The sequence below is a fragment of the Neorhizobium alkalisoli genome (assembly GCF_007829835.1).
Classification (GTDB): domain Bacteria; phylum Pseudomonadota; class Alphaproteobacteria; order Rhizobiales; family Rhizobiaceae; genus Neorhizobium.
Map to the genome: position 1 here is coordinate 176,565 of NZ_VIWP01000005.1, position 18,254 is coordinate 194,818.

18 protein-coding genes are annotated in these 18,254 nt (G+C 60.4%); 8 read left to right on the forward strand and 10 right to left on the reverse strand.

Going from position 1 to position 18,254, the window contains the following annotated elements; genetic code table 11:
- The first annotated feature begins 60 nt into the window (after positions 1-60).
- Positions 61-774, forward strand: coding sequence for a TetR/AcrR family transcriptional regulator (locus FHW37_RS19950; protein ID WP_432442884.1), 714 nt, complete (start codon positions 61-63; stop codon positions 772-774).
- 98 nt (positions 775-872) lie between these two features.
- Positions 873-1,634 (forward strand): TerC family protein, encoded by a 762-nt coding sequence (locus tag FHW37_RS19955; RefSeq protein WP_145639610.1) that lies wholly within the window; start codon positions 873-875, stop codon positions 1,632-1,634.
- A gap of 10 nt (positions 1,635-1,644) precedes the next feature.
- On the opposite strand, the gene FHW37_RS19960 is transcribed toward FHW37_RS19955, so the two are convergent.
- Positions 1,645-2,007 carry a VOC family protein gene (locus tag FHW37_RS19960; RefSeq protein ID WP_145639611.1) on the reverse strand — a complete coding sequence of 121 codons (363 nt, stop codon included), beginning with the start codon at positions 2,005-2,007 and terminating at the stop codon, positions 1,645-1,647.
- Positions 2,008-2,175: 168 nt separating this feature from the next.
- Between FHW37_RS19960 and FHW37_RS19965 the strand changes: the two genes are divergently transcribed.
- From FHW37_RS19965 to FHW37_RS19975, 3 genes are read left to right on the forward strand one after another with little or no spacing between them, the layout of a single operon-like run.
- On the forward strand, positions 2,176-2,505 hold the full coding sequence (locus tag FHW37_RS19965; protein WP_210249312.1) for a type II toxin-antitoxin system RelE/ParE family toxin: 330 nt from the start codon (positions 2,176-2,178) through the stop codon (positions 2,503-2,505).
- Positions 2,502-2,783 carry a helix-turn-helix domain-containing protein gene (locus FHW37_RS19970; RefSeq protein WP_145639614.1) on the forward strand — a complete coding sequence of 94 codons (282 nt, stop codon included), beginning with the start codon at positions 2,502-2,504 and terminating at the stop codon, positions 2,781-2,783. Before FHW37_RS19965 ends, FHW37_RS19970 begins: the two co-directional genes overlap by 4 nt.
- A gap of 13 nt (positions 2,784-2,796) precedes the next feature.
- The gene (locus FHW37_RS19975; RefSeq protein WP_210249309.1) at positions 2,797-3,252 is read left to right on the forward strand and encodes a MarR family winged helix-turn-helix transcriptional regulator; all 456 of its coding nucleotides are present in this window, start codon (positions 2,797-2,799) and stop codon (positions 3,250-3,252) included.
- Between the two features lie 20 nt (positions 3,253-3,272).
- On the opposite strand, the gene FHW37_RS19980 is transcribed toward FHW37_RS19975, so the two are convergent.
- From FHW37_RS19980 to FHW37_RS20000, 5 genes are all read right to left on the reverse strand, one after another.
- Positions 3,273-3,686, reverse strand: a complete 414-nt coding sequence (locus FHW37_RS19980) for an ester cyclase (RefSeq protein ID WP_145639616.1) — start codon at positions 3,684-3,686, stop codon at positions 3,273-3,275.
- Positions 3,687-3,825: 139 nt separating this feature from the next.
- Positions 3,826-4,371: a glutathione peroxidase gene (locus FHW37_RS19985; RefSeq protein ID WP_145639618.1), complete on the reverse strand. Its 546-nt coding sequence runs from the start codon at positions 4,369-4,371 to the stop codon at positions 3,826-3,828.
- Positions 4,372-4,442: 71 nt separating this feature from the next.
- Entirely contained in the window at positions 4,443-5,201 is a 759-nt protein-coding gene (locus tag FHW37_RS19990; RefSeq protein ID WP_145639619.1) for an ABC transporter ATP-binding protein, read from the reverse strand.
- On the reverse strand, positions 5,201-6,265 hold the full coding sequence (locus FHW37_RS19995; protein WP_432442885.1) for a FecCD family ABC transporter permease: 1,065 nt from the start codon (positions 6,263-6,265) through the stop codon (positions 5,201-5,203). Before FHW37_RS19995 ends, FHW37_RS19990 begins: the two co-directional genes overlap by 1 nt.
- Before the next feature lie 24 nt (positions 6,266-6,289).
- Positions 6,290-7,411 (reverse strand): ABC transporter substrate-binding protein, encoded by a 1,122-nt coding sequence (locus FHW37_RS20000; RefSeq protein WP_145639622.1) that lies wholly within the window; start codon positions 7,409-7,411, stop codon positions 6,290-6,292.
- A gap of 292 nt (positions 7,412-7,703) precedes the next feature.
- Between FHW37_RS20000 and FHW37_RS20005 the strand changes: the two genes are divergently transcribed.
- From FHW37_RS20005 to lysS, 3 genes are all read left to right on the forward strand, one after another.
- Entirely contained in the window at positions 7,704-9,476 is a 1,773-nt protein-coding gene (locus FHW37_RS20005; protein WP_145639624.1) for an SLC13 family permease, read from the forward strand.
- A gap of 150 nt (positions 9,477-9,626) precedes the next feature.
- Positions 9,627-11,084 (forward strand): glutamate--tRNA ligase, encoded by a 1,458-nt coding sequence (gene gltX, locus FHW37_RS20010; RefSeq protein WP_145639625.1) that lies wholly within the window; start codon positions 9,627-9,629, stop codon positions 11,082-11,084.
- Positions 11,085-11,247: 163 nt separating this feature from the next.
- On the forward strand, positions 11,248-12,747 hold the full coding sequence (gene lysS / locus FHW37_RS20015; protein ID WP_145639627.1) for a lysine--tRNA ligase: 1,500 nt from the start codon (positions 11,248-11,250) through the stop codon (positions 12,745-12,747).
- A gap of 77 nt (positions 12,748-12,824) precedes the next feature.
- On the opposite strand, the gene FHW37_RS20020 is transcribed toward lysS, so the two are convergent.
- From FHW37_RS20020 to FHW37_RS20035, 4 genes are all read right to left on the reverse strand, one after another.
- Positions 12,825-13,004: a hypothetical protein gene (locus FHW37_RS20020; RefSeq protein WP_145639628.1), complete on the reverse strand. Its 180-nt coding sequence runs from the start codon at positions 13,002-13,004 to the stop codon at positions 12,825-12,827.
- A 131-nt stretch (positions 13,005-13,135) separates the two neighbouring features.
- A complete protein-coding gene (locus tag FHW37_RS20025) occupies positions 13,136-14,584 on the reverse strand; it encodes a hypothetical protein (protein WP_145639630.1) in 1,449 nt (482 codons plus the stop codon).
- 225 nt (positions 14,585-14,809) lie between these two features.
- The gene (locus tag FHW37_RS20030) at positions 14,810-16,108 is read right to left on the reverse strand and encodes an HlyD family type I secretion periplasmic adaptor subunit (protein ID WP_145639631.1); all 1,299 of its coding nucleotides are present in this window, start codon (positions 16,106-16,108) and stop codon (positions 14,810-14,812) included.
- Positions 16,105-17,901: a type I secretion system permease/ATPase gene (locus FHW37_RS20035; RefSeq protein ID WP_432442878.1), complete on the reverse strand. Its 1,797-nt coding sequence runs from the start codon at positions 17,899-17,901 to the stop codon at positions 16,105-16,107. Before FHW37_RS20035 ends, FHW37_RS20030 begins: the two co-directional genes overlap by 4 nt.
- Between the last annotated feature and the right edge of the window lie 353 nt (positions 17,902-18,254).

Consider the following 18,254-nt stretch of genomic DNA (forward strand, 5'->3'; position numbering starts at 1 on the left):
GTTCGAAAAAAATCGGAACGTAATATTATCATGCCGAAATCGTTAAAAGAGGCTTCGCTAATAGTCCCTGCCGCCAAGGAGGCGGCCCGAAAGGACGTCTCCGACAGGGACGCTGGGGCGAGCGGACGCTTTGCAGCAGGCTCCGATCCGGCCAAGCGCGAACAGATTCTGGAAGGTGCCAAACGCGTCTTCATGAAGATGGGCTTTGATGCCGCCAGCATGAACGACATTACCCGTGAGGCCGGCGTCTCCAAGGGCACGATCTACGTCTATTTCGAAAACAAGGAAGACCTTTTCATCGCCATGGTGGAAAGCGAGCGCGCAGCGTTTCTCGCCTCGGTCCGCTCGGTTCTGGCCGGCCATCAGGATATCAGGGAAGGCCTTTATGCCTTCGGCGTCACCTTCCTCACCCATATGACGGATGAGAAGGTGGTGACGGCCATGCGCATCGTGCTTGGCGTGCGCGAACGCATGCCCGGCCTGTGTCGCCACTTCTTCGCCGGGCCGCAGAACCTGCGCACCGTCCTGCATGGCTTCCTTGAAACGCATGTGGCGGAAGGCAGGCTCATTACCGACGATCTTGAACTTGCGGTCGGCCAGTTTCTCGACCTGGTCAGCGGCAGCTTCTTCAAGCTGCGCCTTTTCGGCACGATGGAAACCCCGCCGCCGCGCGAAGAGATCGACCGCGTCATCAATGGCGCCATCCGCGTTTTCATGGCCGCCTATGGCAGACATGACGTATCCGTGATCGAAAAAGCGAAAGAGCACGCCTGATTCCAGCCGCTTTCCCTGCAACCTTCTCTTGTCTTCCCTTCGATGATCCTTACATGCGGGCCGAAATTGCCCCTTTGGATTGAAAACAGGAGAGATGGATGGATATTGCGGCGCTTGTAACAGACCCGGCGGCCTGGGTAGCGCTCGTTACACTTGTGGTCATGGAAGTGGTGCTTGGCATCGACAACCTGATCTTCATCTCCATCCTGACGAACAAGCTTCCACCAGAGCATCGTGAACGCGCCCGCAAGATCGGTATCGGCCTTGCGCTGATCATGCGTCTCGGCCTGCTCGGCACCGTCGCCTGGATCGTCCAGCTCACCAACCCGATCTTCGAGGCTTTTGGTCATCCCTTCTCGTGGAAGGACCTGATCCTTATCGCCGGTGGCCTGTTCCTCGTCTACAAGGCGACCAAGGAAATCCACCATTCCGTCGATGTCGACGACCACAAGGAAGACATGGTCGGCGCCGGCAAGGATGTGGTGAAGATGAGCTTCGCCTCGGCGATCGGCCAGATCCTCATTCTCGACCTGGTCTTCTCGATCGACAGCATCATCACCGCCGTCGGCATGACCCCGCACCTGCCGATCATGATCGTCGCCGTCATCGCGGCCGTCACGGTCATGCTTCTGGCCGCAACGCCGCTTGCCAATTTCATCGAGCGCAATCCGACCATCGTCATGCTGGCGCTCGCTTTCCTGCTGATGATCGGCGGCACGCTGATCGTCGAAGGTTTTGGCGTGCATGTGCCGAAGGGTTATATCTACGCCGCCATGGCCTTCTCGGCGAGTGTCGAGGTGCTCAACATGGTGGTGCGGAACCGAAAGAAGAAAAAGTCCGGCAGCCAGACGCTGCACTAAACTTCAGCACTTAAGCCTTTTCGCGAAAGGCCCGGCTTGAAACCGAAATCGGGTTCAGGTTCGGGTCTTTTGCATTGGCAAAGACATAACCATCGGCCTTGTGGATCGGCCCGAACTGCAGGCCCTTCTCTGCGGCATCAGCACAGAATGCCTCGACATCCTCGATATCGAAGACAAGCTTGACCAGTACCTGCCCCATCTTTTGCGCCTTGCCCGCAGGGTGCAGCATGATATTCGCACCGCCGTCCCGGCTGACCAGTTCGACGATACGATCGCCCGGCAGCCGCAGCACGTCGAAGTCGAAATAGGTCGTGTAGAACCGCGCCGTTTCCTCGACGTCTTTTGCGTAAATGGTCAGGCGGTTGAGGGGCATGTTGAAGCCTTGAGGACCTTGATAAGAACACGGGAATAGTATGCCCATCCCCAAGAAGTCTACGGAACGCCAAGACGAAACCGGATTGATTTCCAGCCTCGATCCGATCGCTTCCGCCTGGTGATGCGCAGCTTGCAATAACTATACAAAATTTCGTATAATCGCGACATCAAACCGCTCAGCTTTCGGGGTCGCGCATTGGATGATCTGCGTGCCTTTCCCGAAACGGCAAGGCGGGAGGCCGGCTACCAGCTCGACAGGCTTCAGAACGAGCAGAAGCCGACCAACTGGAAGCCGATGCCATCGATTGGCAAAGGTGTCGAAGAAATCAGGCTGAGGGATGAGGCCGGCGCATTTCGAGTGATCTACATCGCAAGGTTCGCGGACGCAGTCCATGTCCTTCACTGCTTTCAGAAAAAGTCCCAGAAGACGGGCAGGACCGACCTGGAATTGGCTGCCAGGCGATATAACGAGCTCTTGAAGGAACTGGACCTATGAGCAGCAAAACCTATTCCAGCGTCTGGGAAGCGATTGAAGCCAATCCTGCCGACGCGGAAAACATGAAGCTTCGCTCAAAGCTGATGATGGCGCTGGATCAGCATATCCGCGCCAAGGGCTGGACGCAGTCGGAAGCGGCAAGCCAGCTCGGCGTGACGCAGCCTCGCATATCCGATCTCCTGCGCGGCAAGATCAATCTCTTTGCGCTGGATACGCTCGTCAACATGCTTGTTGCGGCGGGCCTGCAGATCGAAATCCGTATAACTGAAGCGGCCTGATCAAGGATTTCGAGTGACCAAACAACAGATCCAGCCGACTTTTGCGAATGACACAATCGAACTAGCGGAAAGCCTGCGCGATGTCATTGGCCGTTTCGTGCGCAATGTCCGCACCGGCGCCGGCACGCCGACCTCGGCCCAATCCGAAACCCTCGGCCTTCTCGATCGCAACGGCCCGCTCAGCGTCGCCGGCATGGCGCAGACCCGCAATGTCAAACACCAGAGCATGCGCCTCGTCGTCGCCCAGCTCGAGGGTGACGGCCTCGTGGAGCGACTGGCCGATCCGCAGGACCGTCGCAGCCAGCTTGTGTCGATTACACCGAAGGGAAAAGAGGCGCTGTCTTCAAGCCGCGGCGCCCGTGTCGACTGGATTGCGACGGCGCTGGAGAGCGAATTGACCGAAGAGGAGCGGCAGGTCCTGCGCCAGTCGATCGGCATTCTGGCCAAGCTTGGTGAAGCCGGCGCCTGAAACCCGGTACCGGCCGAAAATCATCCCTGCCGAAGCGAGGCGAGCACGGCCACCAGCGTGTTCACACCCCAATGCTCGACATATTGCCCATCCCGCACGCGAATGATGTCGATAACGTCGATCTCGACGGTTCTGCCTGTCGCGGCAATCCCCATGAAAGTTCCGGTGTGGACGCCCGAAATCGTCTTGCGGGTCACAACCTTGTCGCCTTCCGCCACCTGGTCATGAATGGTCACGGTCAGATCGGACAAAGCCGGGCGCAGAATGTTCTGAAACGTATTCCACATGCCCTCCGGCCCTTTTAGGGCAGAAGGCGGAGCGGCGTGATTGACGAAATCACCCGCCATCAGCGCCGCGAAGACTTCCGCATCGCCATTCTGGATGACGTCCTGATTGAAGCGGCGAACAACGTCCTTGTTTTCTGCCAGCGTCATGGCCTTCCCTTCCGAATTCAAGGCGCACCTAAGCGGTGCGCGACAGGCACAACATATACAGTCAAACTGTACATATCAATCCGGAATGGGAATGGCGGACCGGCGCTCCTTATTGATAGAGCGCGGCCCGCCCGAAAACTCAGCCTTTCGCCAGTTCCTTTTCAACGGCACCGACAAGCCGGCTATCGTCAGCGGTCACATCCGGTGCGAACCGGGCCTTGATCTCGCCGTCGCGGCCGATCAGGAACTTTTCGAAATTCCAGACGATCTCCGCATCATCGGCGACCTCCATGCCGAAACCGCGCAGGCGTTCCTTCATCGGGCCGTCGCCGGTGGTCGGCACGCCGGAGCCGGTCAGACCCTTGTAGAGCGGATGCTTGTCCTCGCCCTTCACCGAAACTTTTGAAAAGATCGGGAATTTCACGTCATAGGTAAGCTGGCAGAATTCGACGATCTCGGCGTCGGAACCGGGCTCCTGGCCCTTGAAATTGTTGGCCGGAAAGGCCGCGATCACCAGCCCATCGCCCTGCTTGTCTTCGTAGAGCTTTTCAAGACCCTCATACTGCTTGGTGAGCCCGCATTTGGAGGCGACATTCACCACCAGCATGACCTTGCCCTTGTATTCGGCAAGCGAGGTTTCGCGCCCGTCGGCAAGCTTGACGGGGATGTCGAGAATATCGGTCATGGAAAGCTCCTGAAGACTGCAATGCGCGGCACTCTATTCCCCGCGCATCCATTGTCCAGAGCCTGAATGGTTCAGGCGACTTCGTCGATCAGCACCTGAATACGACCGCGCGAACAGCGCTCGATCCGCCCCGTCACGCCATAGACCTGATTGAGCACGGATGGCGTCAGCGCCACCTGCGGCTCGCCATCCGAAACGACACGGCCACCGGCCAGCATGACCAGCCTGTCGCACCAGCGGCAGGCAAGACCAAGATCGTGGAGGACGGCAATCGCGATGATCTGCTGTTCCTCGGTAATCTCCCGGATCGTCCGCATGACCCTGATCTGATGCGCGACATCGAGTGCCGAGGTCGGCTCGTCGAGAAGCAGAACCCGCGGCTTGCGCACCAGCGCCTGGGCAAGGCTCGCCAGCTGTCGCTGGCCGCCGGAGAGCGAATCCAGCTGCGCCATGGCCAGCTTCTCGATGCCGAGCCGTTCAAGCACGGCAAGCGAGCGTTTTACCGCATCCGGATCACGCGAGGAGGCCCGCAATGCGCCGATCGTCGCCTCAAGCACGGTCAGCGCCACACGCTGCGGCAGGGATTGCGGCATATAGGTGATGGCGCGCGCACGCTGCGCCGGCGAATGGTGGCTGATATCCTCGCCGGAAAACGAAAGCGTGCCGCTCGCCCGGTGCAGACCTGCAAGCGATCGCAGCAATGTCGATTTTCCCGCACCATTCTGGCCGAGAAACGCGGTGATCGTGCCCGGCTGCATGGCTAGAATGTCGATATCGGTCAGCACCGCTTTCTTGCCGTAACCAGCCGACAGTTTTGAAACCGACAGCATCACGCCCTCCCCTTTTTGGTGAAGATCAGCGCGAGGAAGAAGGGAACACCGATCAGCGAGGTGACGATGCCGACCGGCATTAGCACGCCCGGCACGATCATCTTGCTGGCGGCCGAGGCGAGCGCCATGACAAGGGCGCCACAGAGCATGCTGCCCGGCAGGAAGAAGCGATGATCCTCACCCACCAGCATGCGGGCGATATGCGGCCCGACCAGACCGATGAAACCGATCGTGCCGACAAAGGAAACCGAGGTCGCGGCCAGAATGCTGACCCTGAGCAGCGAGAAGAAGCGCAGCCGGGTGACGTCGATACCGAACGACCGGGCACGGTCCTCGCCAAGCCGCAAGGCCGTCAGCTTCCACGAGGCCGCGAGCGAAAACGGAATGACGCAGCACATGATGACGGACATGATCTGCAGCTTCGTCCAGTTGGAGCGGGTGAGACTGCCCATGCTCCAGAATACGAGCTGCTGCAGCGCTTCCGCAGACGCGATGAACTGCATGATCGCGACCAGTGCATTAAAGATGAAGACAAGCGCAATGCCGAACAGAACCAGCGTCTCGACGCCTGCCCCGCGCAGACCGGACAGGAGCTGCAGCAGAAGGACCGAACCGAAGGCAAAGACGAAGGCATTGGCCGGAATGAACCATTCGGCCGGCACGCCCGGAATGCCGAGCTGCAGCACGATCGCCAGCGCCGCGCCAAAGGAGGCTGCCGAGGAAACGCCGAGCGTGAACGGGCTTGCTAGCGGATTGTCGAGAATGGTCTGCATCTCGGCCCCCGAAAGCGACAGCGCCGCCCCGACCAGCAGCGCCATCAGCGAATAGGGAAGACGCACATCGACGACGATCGCCTTCGTGCCACGGCTGACGCTTTGCGGATCAAAAATCGCCGCCAAGACGTCACCCGGCGCAAGATTGGCCGAACCCAGGCAGATATCGATCACTGCCGCGGCGCAAAGCGCCACGGCGAGAGCGACCAATATCCCGATCTTGAGGCGGATCTTGCCATGATAGGCCGTTTCCGCGTCCGCCAGCAGCGCTGACGGACGATCTTCGGCGATCGTCATATTATGCTCCGATGCGGATTACTGGCTGACCGGCGCGCTGGCGCCCAGAACGACCGGCGCATCCGGGATTTTCGTGAAATCCTTGATGAGCGTCGCATAGGTTTCGGCCGGCTTCAGGTCCTTGAAGGCGTCCGGATACATGAAGGTCGCGAAATATTCCAACCCGACAATATTGTAGGGATGGTTGTAGAACTGGTGATAGATGCCGTAGACGCGGCCATCCTGCACAGCCTTCATCGCCGGGAAACCATCGCGCTGCTCGAGCTTGCCGAGTGCCGCGGAAACCTGCTGCGGCGTGACATTGTAGCCGAACGGTACGGCAGCGTTTTCCGGATTGGTCCATTGCGAACCGGACATGATGTAGACATCCGGCGGGTTGCTGGAGAGCAGCGTTTCGAGCGAAACATTGCCTGTCTGGCCCGGCAGCAGCTTTGTGCCGAGATTGTTGCCCTTCAAGGCCGCGACCAGCTTGCCGAAGCCGGTATCGCCATGGGTGAAGCAGCAACCGTCACCCTTGTTGCCGGCCTTCGCTTCGACAAAGACGTTCGGATGGCTCGTCTGCTTGGCGATCACTTCGTTGAGGTGGTCGAGATGCTTGGTATAGAAGGAGATGTATTCCGCGGCTTCCTTCTCGCGGTCGATCGCCTTGCCGAGAACTTCGACGCTCTTCAGCGCGCCCTCAACCGGCTTTTCCATCAGGTCGAGATAAACGACGGCAATGCCGACGCTCTTCAGCTTGTCTTCGACGCCACCCTGTTGAAAGGCCTTCTGCGCACGCAGCTGCGCGACGACGATGTCCGGCTTGGCGGCGATGATGGCTTCGAGATCGACCTCGCCATCTTCCGAAAGGCTCATGACAGGCGGCGCCTTGCCAAAGGCCTGATCCATCAGCTTGGCGCTACCGGGATCCGACTTGACGAAATTGGAAGACCAGCCGACGACGCGTTTGTAGGGATTATCGCGATCGAGCAGCGCCATGGTCAGCATGTCGCGGCCGTCCTGGAGAATGATGCGCTCGGGCTTTTTCTCGATGGTGACCGTATGTCCCGCGACATCCGTCAGGGTCAGCGGATAATCGGTTGCCATGGCGCCAGCCGTGCCGGCCAGGAGGGCGAGGACTGATAAGGCGATCGCTTTCATGAATGTCATCCCTTGCGTCAGAAATCCTCCCGGTAGGCGGCCTACGCCGATTTCATGATTATGACAATCAACTTTAACTTGAAAAACCATGACGGCATCGGATGTTCGAATTTCTCGATATGATTGTCCAAATGGTCGGACTTTCATCCAAATCGGCATTCGCGGCATCGGTGTTTGAAACGAAGTCGCGTCTCGGGCATTATCAGCAGCGCTGAACTGGAATCCTGCCGGTCAGCGCCCCGCCGACCGTATTCTCCGCCCGCATCCCTCAACTCCATCCCCTTGGAGCCGCATGACAACTCAGCAGATCCTCGCCTTCTCCGTCATCGCCCTCATGATGGCGGTCTTCATCTGGGACAGGTTCCGTTATGATGTCGTTGCCTGTTGTGCGCTGGTTCTGGCGGTCGCGCTCGGTGTCGTGCCGGTCGACAAGGCCTTTTCCGGCTTTTCGGACGATATCGTCATCATCGTCGGCAGTGCGCTGGTCGTTTCGGCCGGCGTCGCTCGGTCAGGGATCGTCGATACGGCCATCAAGAAGTTCTTTCCCAACCTGACGACCCTGCATACGCAGCTGGCGCTTTTGATGATCGTCGTCGCGCTTCTGTCGGCCTTCATCAAGAATATCGGCGCGCTGGCAATCATGATGCCGGTCGCCTTCCAGTTCGCCAAGAAATCCGGCGCCTCGCCGTCAAAGTACCTGATGCCGATGTCCTTTGCCGCCCTGCTTGGCGGGCTGATGACGCAGATCGGTACTTCGCCCAATATCGTCGTGTCCCGCCTGCGCGGCGAAATGACCGGAACGCCTTTCACCATGTTCGACTTCACCCCGATGGGTGCGATCCTCACCGTCGTCGGCATCACCTTCCTTCTGTTCTTCCACTGGCTGGTGCCGAGCCGGACGAAGGAAATGAATTCGATCGAGGAAGCCGTCGAGATCAAGAATTATACATCCGAAGTCTCGATCACCGACCAGTCGACCTTGCTCGACAAGCCGATCAGCGAACTTTTGAAACTCGGCGATGGCGAGGTGATCTCGACCGCCGTGCTGCGCGGCGCAAGGCGCATGTCGCCCTTCCCCGACCTGCTTTTGCGCGATGGCGATGTCGTCATGCTCGAAGGCCCATCCAAGGCGCTCGACCGCATCGTCTCCGGTGGCAAGCTGCAGCTTTCCGGAAAACCGCTGAAGGAAAATGGCCAGAACCAGACGGACGTCATCTCCGTCGAGGCGATCATCGGCCAAGATTCGCTGCTGAAAGGTTTGTCTGCCAAGGAACTGGCGCTGTCCTATACCCGCGGCATCAACCTGCTCGCCATCAGCCGCCATGGTGAACGCCTGACCCAACGCCTCGGCAGCCTGACCCTGATGGCCGGCGACGTGCTAGTGCTGCAGGGCAGCCGCAAGAACCTGCCCTCCGTGCTGCAGGATTTTTCGCTCCTGCCGCTCGCCCAGCGTGAAGTCCTTCTCGGCACCCGCCGGCGCGCCTTCATTCCGCTGATCATCCTGGCGCTCGCCATGGCAGCAACAGCGGTCGGCCTTGCGCCGGTGCCGGTCGCCTTTTTCGCCGCCGCACTTGGCATGGTCGTTTTCAGGGCAATCCCGCTCACGGACTTTTACAAATCCGTCGACGGCCCGATCCTCGTCATGCTGGCAGCCCTGATCCCGGTCTCGGATTCGCTTCGCACCACCGGCGGCAGCGAGCTGATTGCCGGCTGGCTCGGCCATGTCGCCGCAAGCCTGCCCGCCTGGGGTGCGCTGGCAATGATCCTGATCACCGCCATGGCCGTCACGCCCTTCCTCAACAATGCCGCAACCGTGCTCGTCATGGCGCCGATCGCCGCCAGCTTCGCCACCAATCTGGGCTTCAAGCCCGAGGCTTTTCTGATGGCCGTCGCCGTCGGTGCCGGCTCGGACTTTTTGACCCCCGTCGGCCACCAGTGCAACACGCTGGTCTTCGGTCCGGGCGGCTACAAATTCTCCGATTATCCGCGCCTTGGCCTGCCTCTGTCGCTGCTGATCATCCTCGTCAGCGTGCCGGGGCTGCTCTATATTTGGCCGGTAAAATGACCCCCGGAAACGGCCCACTAGGGTTGCTGCCCTAAATTTCTTGACGCTTCCGCCTGAATATGGCCTAAGCCTGCGCAAACCCTCATTCTAAAGCAGGCTTTGCGCCCAAATCATACCGGATTGGTGCGCGCAAGAGATCGAGCAGCATCCATGATCCATCCGACACCCCGCGTCCGCATCGCTCCCTCGCCAACCGGCGAGCCGCATGTCGGCACTGCCTATATCGCGCTCTTCAACTACCTCTTCGCCAAGAAGCACGGTGGCGAGTTCATCCTGCGCATCGAGGATACGGATGCCACCCGCTCGACGCTCGAATTCGAGCAGAAGGTTCTGGACGCGCTGAAATGGACCGGCCTGACCTGGGCGGAAGGCCCGGATGTCGGCGGCCCTTACGGCCCTTACCGCCAGTCCGACCGCAAGGACATGTACCAGCCTTTCGCGCAGGACCTGCTCGACAAGGGCCATGCCTTCCGCTGCTTCTGCACGCCCGAGCGGCTGGAGCAGATGCGCGAAGGCCAGCGCGCCGCCGGCAAGCCGCCGAAATATGACGGTCTCTGCCTGAGCTATTCCGCCGAGGAAGTCACGTCGCGCATGGAAGCCGGCGAAAGCTCTGTCGTGCGCATGAAGATCCCGACCGAAGGCTCGTGCGATTTCACCGACGGCGTTTACGGCGACGTGTCGATCCCGTGGGATTCGGTTGACATGCAGGTCCTGATCAAGGGCGACGGCATGCCGACCTACCACATGGCAAACGTCATCGACGACCATCTGATGAAGATCACTCATGTCGCGCGCGGCGAAGAGTGGCTGGCCTCGGTGCCGAAGCACATTCTTCTCTACCGGTATTTCGGCTGGGAAGCGCCTGTATTCATGCACCTCTCGCTGATGCGCAATGCGGACAAGTCGAAGCTGTCGAAGCGCAAGAACCCGACCTCGATCAGCTATTATTCGGCGCTCGGCTACCTGCCGGAAGCCCTGATGAACTTCCTCGGCCTGTTCTTCGTACAGATCGCCGAGGGCGAAGAACTGCTCACCATGGACGAGCTGATCGGCAAGTTCGATCCGGAAGCGCTGTCCAAAGCCGGTGCGATCTTCGATCTGCAGAAGCTGGACTGGCTGAACGGCCGCTGGCTGCGCGAAAAGCTGTCGCCGGAAGAATTCATCTCCCGCACGCTGGAATGGGCGATGGAAAACCAGCGCCTCACCGAGGGTCTTAAACACTCGCAGAGCCGCGTCTCGAAGCTGGGCGACCTGCCGAACCTTGCCGGCTTCCTGCTCGCCGCCGATGTCGGCCTGACGCCGGCCTCGTTTGCGGGCCTCAAGACCTCGCCGGCGGAAACGCTCGAAATCATCAACACGGTCCAGGCCGATATCGAAAAGATGATCGAGTGGAATGTCGAGGCGATCGACGCGGAACTCCGCGCCGTGGCCGACAAGCTCGAAAAGAAGCTGCGCGTCGTCACCCCGCCGCTTTTCATCGCCATGTCCGGTTCGTCGCGTTCGCTGCCGCTGTTCGACTCGATGGCCATCCTCGGCCGTTCTGTCGTGCGCCAGCGCCTCAAGATCGCCGCAACCGTGGTGGCTTCCATGGTGGGCGACGGAAAGTAAATTGTTTGAGGCAGCCCCTCATCCGGCTGCCGCCACCTTCTCCCCGTAAAGACGGGGAGAAGGACACCAGCCGCGAACTCCCGGTCCCCTCGCCCCGCCTGCGGGGAGAGGGCTAGGGTGAGGGGCAAGCGACACGGCACAAGGCTGCCATAGGAACTAAACGATGACCGACACGACCAAGACCGAAACCGCCCTCTCCTCCGACGCCACGGAAGTGCGCGCGCAAAAACTGAAACTGCTGCGCGAAAAGATCGGCGACGTCTATCCGGCGCATTTCCACCGCACAATGACCAATGCGGAACTGTCGGAAAAGTACAAGGATCTGGAATCCGACGTCGAGACGCAAGATGTCGTCACCGTCGCCGGCCGTGTCTATTCCTCGCGCAATTCCGGCATGTTCATGGATATCCATGACGCCTCCGGCAAGATCCAGATTTTTTCGCACAAGGACGTGACCCCCGAGGCTGCCCGCGAAATGCTGCCGATGATCGATATCGGCGACATTATCGGCGTGACCGGCACCGTGCGTCGCACCAAGCGCGGCGAACTGTCGATCAATGCCCAGGAAATCACCATGCTGACCAAGTCGCTTCTCCCCATGCCGGAGAAGTGGAACGGCATTGCCGATGTCGAGATCCGTTATCGCAAGCGCCATCTCGATATCCTCAGCAACGAGGAATCCAAGCTGCGTTTCCAGCAGCGTTCGAAGATCGTCTCCGGCATCCGCCGCTTCATGGAAGGCGAAAACTTCCTCGAAGTCGAAACCCCGATGCTGCAGACCGTTTACGGCGGTGCCACGGCCGACCCGTTCAAGACCTTCCACAACACGCTGAAGATGGACATGTACCTGCGTATCGCGCCGGAACTGTTCCTGAAGCGCACGCTGGTTTCGGGCCTCTCGGACAAGGTGTTCGAGATCAACCGCAACTTCCGCAACGAAGGCGTCTCCACCAGGCACAATCCTGAATTCACGATGATGGAATGCTACTGGGCCTATGCTGATTACGAGGACATTATGGGCCTCGTCGAACGGCTGTTCGAAACGTTGGCGCTCTCCATCCACGGCACGACCGATGTCGAATTCCAGGGCCAGACGATTTCCTTCAAGGGCCCGTTCAAGCGCGTGCCCATGCCCGACGCCGTCAAGGAAGCGACCGGCATCGACTTCCTCGCCATCAAGACCGACGAGGAAGCCCGCGCCGCTTCCAAGGCTGCCGGTTTCGAGGTCGAGAAGGACTGGACCTGGGGCGAATGCCTCGCCTTCATCTTCGAGGAAAAGGTCGAAGGCACGCTGATCCAGCCGAGCCACGTCACGCATTTCCCGAAGGATATCTCGCCCTTCGCCAAGGAAGTGCCGGGCGAACCGCGCCTCGTCGAGCGTTTCGAAAGCTATTGCAACGCCTGGGAAGTCGGCAACGCCTTCTCCGAACTGAACGATCCCGAAGAACAGCGCCGCCGCATGGTGGAACAGCTGGAACAGGCCCATGCCCGCGGCGAGAAGGACAAGCAGCTGGACGACGAGTTCCTGGACGCGATCGACCAGGGCATGCCGCCGGCAGGCGGCCTCGGCATCGGCGTCGACCGCCTGATCATGCTCCTGACCAACGCCCCGTCCATCCGCGACGTCATCCTCTTCCCCGCCCGCCGCAACAAGGCGGACTGAGAACAAGGTTCATCAGAATGAAAGACGGCCGCGCAAGACGCGGCCGTTTCCTTTTGTGGCGCGTTGCCGCCGATCGGTCAGCGAAGACCGCGGCGCTCCATCAATGTCTTGAACAAGGGGTAACATGTGGCCCCAAGGATGGCGCCACCGGCGACCCACCCGGCCGCTTCACCGCCAAGCAATTCCTGGCCGACATAGGCAGCAGCAAAACAGCCGACCACCGCCAGCGCACCCTTCCAGATCAGATCTTTCGTCATCCATCACCCCTTTGAAAACCGAGGTGGAGATAGCGCGCAACAGTTGTGTATCAAGAAGGGTGACGTGAATGGTTCGCACTTGAAACCATGGAATAAACAAGATGAGCGGGGGTGATCCCCCTGCTCTCATATCAATGCGTGTCGCTCGCAACGGGCGCTTTCCCCGTCGTCGCTTCCTGAACCGGTGTAGCAGCTGCGGGAGCAGACTGCCCGCGCATCTTGGCCAGGAATGCCGCACCAGCAGCATCGGCTGCGGTCGGCGCGTGGTTTGCCGCGGCATCGGGCTTGGCAGCGTGGTCGCTGGCCGCAGGCTTTTCCGCCGGAGCAGGCGTTTCGGCCTTCGCCTCGACGTGATCCTTGTTGGCAGCCGCAGCGGGCTTCGCCTCTTCGCCGCTGCCGAAGATCATGCTTTTCACCGATGCGAAGAGACCACCGTCTTCCTTCGCTGCAGGCACTTCCGCCTTCTGCTCGCCATGCGCTTCGGCCTTGGCAGGCTCTGCCGGAGCATGGGCGTCGGATGCGGCTTCCGCCGGTGCGGGCTTCTCGGCTGCAACAGGCTCGGCATGACCGGCCGCCGCCGCAGGCTTGTTCTCGCCGCCGTCGTTGGAATGTGCCTCTGCCGTCGATGGAGAACCATGTCCCTCGACCGGCTTCTGATCGCCATGGGCTTCGGCAGTTTTCGGCGCAGCATGGCCGTCGGCCGGCGCGTCATGCGATCCCGCTGCCTGCCCCTCGCCTTCGCTGCCATGAGCCGCTGCAGGCGCTTCCTCCTTGGCACCAAAGATCATTCCGGTGATCGAACTCAGGAAACCGCCGCTTTCCTTGGAGGCGACTTCTTCGCCGTGACCTTCGGCAGGTGCGGCGCCGTGGCCTTCGGCCGCAGGTTCTTCACCATGGCCCTCGCTCTTGGCTTCGCCGTGGCCCTTGGCTTCACCCTCGCCGTGTTCCTTCTTGCCTTCCATCTTGCCGTGCGTCTTCGGCTTGGTCGGATCGACCGCCGCATTCGGATCCACCTTGACGATCGGATCCGCGCAATCGGTCTTGTCGGTCAGCTTCGCCGTCAATCCTTCGACGTCTTCCAGCGGAAGGTCGATACGCATGCCGTAATATTCGCCCTTCGAGGTCGGCGTGCCGTCGAGATAATAGGCGGAATAGATCTGCGGATCAGTCCCTTCGGGTGCCTTGGAGGGATCGGGGATGTAGACCACCTGCGCGCCGATTGCCCGGCCGCGCATCTGGGCACGGTCCGTCGGTCCGGCCTTGTCGATCATGGCGACCTGGACGATATCGGCCTTTTCCTTTTCCTGCACTGCGCGCGCCACGCGCAGCGCCGTGCGGATGCGGGTCATGCCATCAGCGGGCTCGCCGTCACTGGTCACGTATTTGCGCACCCAGACACGCTGGTCGCGCTTCATCTTGACGATCTGGAGTGCCTGACATTCGAGGCCATTGAGGTCACGATAGGAAGGGCCGAGCAGCCGGTCGGCGCCGACAAACACGGCCGCGGCACCGCTGCCACCACAAAGCAGGGTCGCCCCGCCGAGGATCAGCGCGAATTTCTTCGACAGCCGGATTTTCATACGCCGAACTCCGGCATGCTTACTCCATTCACGCAAAACAAAAACATGGAATATCGCAGCTATATGCCGGGACTCTTATTGAAGAAGCTTTAAGCGCGCCGACACTTTCCTCGAAAATCGCGTTTATCCGGATCTCGATTTGGGACAATACCGCAAAAGCTTCGGGCTGCGTCTCCGCAGCCCGATCTCTTTTCTATCAATATCTTCGGTGCAGCCGAGAAACGCTTATTCTTCCCGGAACGTATGGCGCATCTGGTCGGTGAGCGGCTTCGTCAGATAGGAAATCACGGTGCGGTCGGCGACCTTGATGAACACTTCCGCCGGCATGCCGGGATAGAGCGAAAGCCCGCTCAGCTTGGCAATCCCCTCCTTGGAAGGGGTTATCCGCACGGTGTAATAGGTCGCACCGGTCCGCTGGTCGGCGATTGCATCCGGAGACACGGACGTCACGTTTCCATCCACTTCCGGCGTCGTGCGCTGGTCGAAGGCGCTGAAACGGATATCGACATTCTGGCCGATATGGATCTGGTCGATATTGCGGGTGGCGATCTTGGCTTCGACCGTCAGCGTGCGCGTATCGGGTGCCAACAGCATCAGCGGCTCGCCGGCATTCACGACACCACCGACCGTGTGGATCGACAGCTGGTAGATATAACCATCCATCGGCGCCTTGAGATCAAGCCGCGTCAGCTGATCGGTGACGGCAACGCGACGTTCCTGCGCTTCGGCGATCTTCGCCTCGACATCCGTCAGTTCCTTGGCGTTCTCGCTTGAACGGTCCTCGTCGAGCTGCAGGATCTGCAGGTTGATCTCGTTGATCTTGCCTTCGGCCTGGGCGCGGGCCGCAATCCGCTCGCCGCGATTGCCCTCGAGCTCGGCCCGGCCGCGCTTCAGCACGTTGACGCGCTGCATCGTTACCAGCTGCTGTTCGTAGAGCGAGTTGATCGCCTTGTGCTCTTCCTCGATCAGGCGCAGCGATTCCTCGGTCGCCTGGATCTGCAGCGTATCGCCCTGGATTTCCTCGGCGAGCTGGCCCTTACGTTCCGCGAGCTGCTTCTTCATGCCTTCCAGGGCCGAGCGGCGGGTCTGGAACAGCTGGGTCTCACCTTCGATCAGCGCTTTGTTCGCTTCGAGGTCGAGGCCGGCCTTGACGAGGTCGTCGGTGGAAAAGGAACTATCGCCGGCGCGCTCCGCCTGAAGGCGGGCGCGGCGGGCGTAAAGCTGGCTGAGGCTGCTGTTGACGATGCCGAGGCTCGCCTTCAGCGACGTGCCATCCAGCTGCAACAACATGTCGCCGGCCTTGACATGCATGCCTTCGCGCACCGGCAGGTTGGACACGATCCCGCCCGTCAGGTGCTGCACCTTCTTGACATTGTCGTCGATGACCACGGTCGCTTCACCGACCACGGCATTGGACAGCATGGTCGTCGCGGCCCAGCCGCCGACGCCGCCGACAAGGCCGAGACCCAAAATGCCGACGAACAGCATGTGCTGGCGAAGCGAACGTTGAGACAGGTTGCTCATCGACCTTCCTCCTGCTGTTCGGAAACGATCTTGAGCGGTACCGGCCGCTGTTCGGCAGCCTGGCCGCCCTGGCCACCTTGCGGCGGCTCACGGCGCAGGATGCGCGGCAGAACTTCTTCCTTGGGACCGAAGGCCATGACCTTGCCCTCGCCCATCATCAGCACCTGATCGACTGCGGCAAGCGCACTCGGCCGGTGGGCGATGACGATGGCAATACCACCGCGGCGACGGATGCCGACGATCGCATCGGTCAGCGCCTGCTCACCTTCGGCATCGAGGTTGGAATTCGGTTCATCAAGCACGACGAGGAAGGGATCATTGTAAAGCGCACGCGCCAGACCGACGCGCTGCCGCTGGCCGGCCGAAAGCACTGAACCACCCTGGCCGATTTCCGTGCCGTAACCGTTCGGCAGGCGCAGGATGAGGTCATGCACGCCGGCCGCCTTGGCAGCTGCGATCACCGTCTCTGCCGGCGGGTTTTCCTGGAAACGGGCGATATTGTCCGTGATCGTCCCGGCAAACAGCTCGATATCCTGCGGCAGATAACCGATATGCCGCCCACGCGAAACATCGTCCCACTGGTCGAGCGCCGCGCCGTCGAGGCGCACGCTGCCGCGATAGATCGGCCAGATACCGGTCAAGGCGCGCGACAGCGAGGACTTTCCGGATGCGCTCGGACCGATGACGCCAAGCGCACTGCCGGCCTTCAGTTCGAAGCTGACGGCCTGAACGATGATCTGCTCGCGACCGGGCGGGCCGCTCGATACCTGTTCGACGGTCAGGCTCTGCGTCGGAGCCGGCAGGGCAAGCGGCGTGTCCGTCTGCGGGAAGGCGGAAAGCGCCCGGCCCAGTCGCTTCCACGACTGCTGCGCCTGCACGAAACCGCGCCAATGGGAAATCGCCAACTCGACCGGCGCAAGTGCACGCGAAGTCAGGATTGAAGATGCGATGATGATGCCGCCGGATGCCTGACCTTCGATCACCAGAACCGCACCCGCCGCCAGCACGCCGGATTGCAGCGCGATGCGAAAAATCTTCGAGATCGTCGCATAGGTATTGGCGGTATCGGAATTGCGGCGATGCTGGTTGCGGTAATTTTCGTTGGAGACCAGCCAGAGCCGGGCGAGATCCTTGCCCATGCCCATGGCCTCGACCACTTCGGCATTGCGCTGGGCCGCATCCGCCATGCCGGTGCGCTTGGCGCCATGTTCATAGACCTGCTTGGCCGATGCCTGGATGCCGCGATTGGTCAGATAGGTCAGGAAGGTCAGAACGATGCCGCCACCGACCGCGATAAAACCGATCACCGGATGGAACATGAAGCAGATGGCGATGTAGAAAGGCAGCCAGGGCAGATCGAAAAACGCCGACGGACCGGGGCTGGCAAGGAAGCTGCGGACCTGATCGAAGTCGCGCAGCATGCTGTTGCTCTCGCCGCCCTTCGCCTTGACCGGCGCCTTGACCATGGCCTGGAAGACCTGCGAGCTCATGATCTCGTCGAATATGCCCGAAACACGCACCAGCATGCGGCTGCGCGCGACTTCGAAGGCACCCTGGAAGAGATAGAGCATCAGCGCCAGAATACTGAGCGCGATCAGGGACGGAATGCTGCGGCTCGGGATGACGCGGTCATAGACCTGCAGCATGAAGAACGAGCCGGTGAGATAGAGAATATTGATCAGCGCGCTTGCGACGCCGACCATCATGAATCCGCTCAGGCTGCGCTTGACTGCCTGGCTTGCCAGCTCCGAATGCGCCGCCGGCTCACGGCCAAATCCCACCATGCTCTGCATGCTCCTCAGCCAAACGCTGCACTTGCGCCCCAAAAGGGCGACCTTCCCATCGGCCGTAAAAGCCTGCACACCATGGACGGATGACGACATGATTTGGGCTCAACCAGCCCGGCAACATCGCCTTACCGTAAGCGCCGTCTGCACTCTCTCCCCGTCACGGCCTCGAAACTACAACATTGGCGTCCAAATCAAAATCGATTTTAGAAGAACCTGATATCGGGGTTAAGGCCTCTTCAGAATTTAAGATGAGTGAATTCGTCATGTTATGCGCCTGCGTCGTAACAGGAAGAACAGAGGTATACAATTGCCTGATCTTGGATTCTTCTACAATTTCGCACAGGTAAATCTTGCGC

Coding starts and splice junctions, on each gene's coding strand:
- FHW37_RS20035 (WP_432442878.1), bottom strand. CDS start 17,901: ATGCAGAGCATGGTGGGATTTGGCCGTGAGCCGGCGGCGCATTCGGAG.
- FHW37_RS19970 (WP_145639614.1), top strand. CDS start 2,502: ATGAGCAGCAAAACCTATTCCAGCGTCTGGGAAGCGATTGAAGCCAAT.
- FHW37_RS19990 (WP_145639619.1), bottom strand. CDS start 5,201: ATGCTGTCGGTTTCAAAACTGTCGGCTGGTTACGGCAAGAAAGCGGTG.
- gltX (WP_145639625.1), top strand. CDS start 9,627: ATGATCCATCCGACACCCCGCGTCCGCATCGCTCCCTCGCCAACCGGC.
- FHW37_RS20020 (WP_145639628.1), bottom strand. CDS start 13,004: ATGACGAAAGATCTGATCTGGAAGGGTGCGCTGGCGGTGGTCGGCTGT.
- FHW37_RS19960 (WP_145639611.1), bottom strand. CDS start 2,007: ATGCCCCTCAACCGCCTGACCATTTACGCAAAAGACGTCGAGGAAACG.
- FHW37_RS20030 (WP_145639631.1), bottom strand. CDS start 16,108: ATGAGCAACCTGTCTCAACGTTCGCTTCGCCAGCACATGCTGTTCGTC.
- FHW37_RS20000 (WP_145639622.1), bottom strand. CDS start 7,411: ATGAAAGCGATCGCCTTATCAGTCCTCGCCCTCCTGGCCGGCACGGCT.
- FHW37_RS20005 (WP_145639624.1), top strand. CDS start 7,704: ATGACAACTCAGCAGATCCTCGCCTTCTCCGTCATCGCCCTCATGATG.
- FHW37_RS19980 (WP_145639616.1), bottom strand. CDS start 3,686: ATGACGCTGGCAGAAAACAAGGACGTTGTTCGCCGCTTCAATCAGGAC.
- FHW37_RS20025 (WP_145639630.1), bottom strand. CDS start 14,584: ATGAAAATCCGGCTGTCGAAGAAATTCGCGCTGATCCTCGGCGGGGCG.
- lysS (WP_145639627.1), top strand. CDS start 11,248: ATGACCGACACGACCAAGACCGAAACCGCCCTCTCCTCCGACGCCACG.
- FHW37_RS19985 (WP_145639618.1), bottom strand. CDS start 4,371: ATGACCGATATTCTCGACATCCCCGTCAAGCTTGCCGACGGGCGCGAA.
- FHW37_RS19955 (WP_145639610.1), top strand. CDS start 873: ATGGATATTGCGGCGCTTGTAACAGACCCGGCGGCCTGGGTAGCGCTC.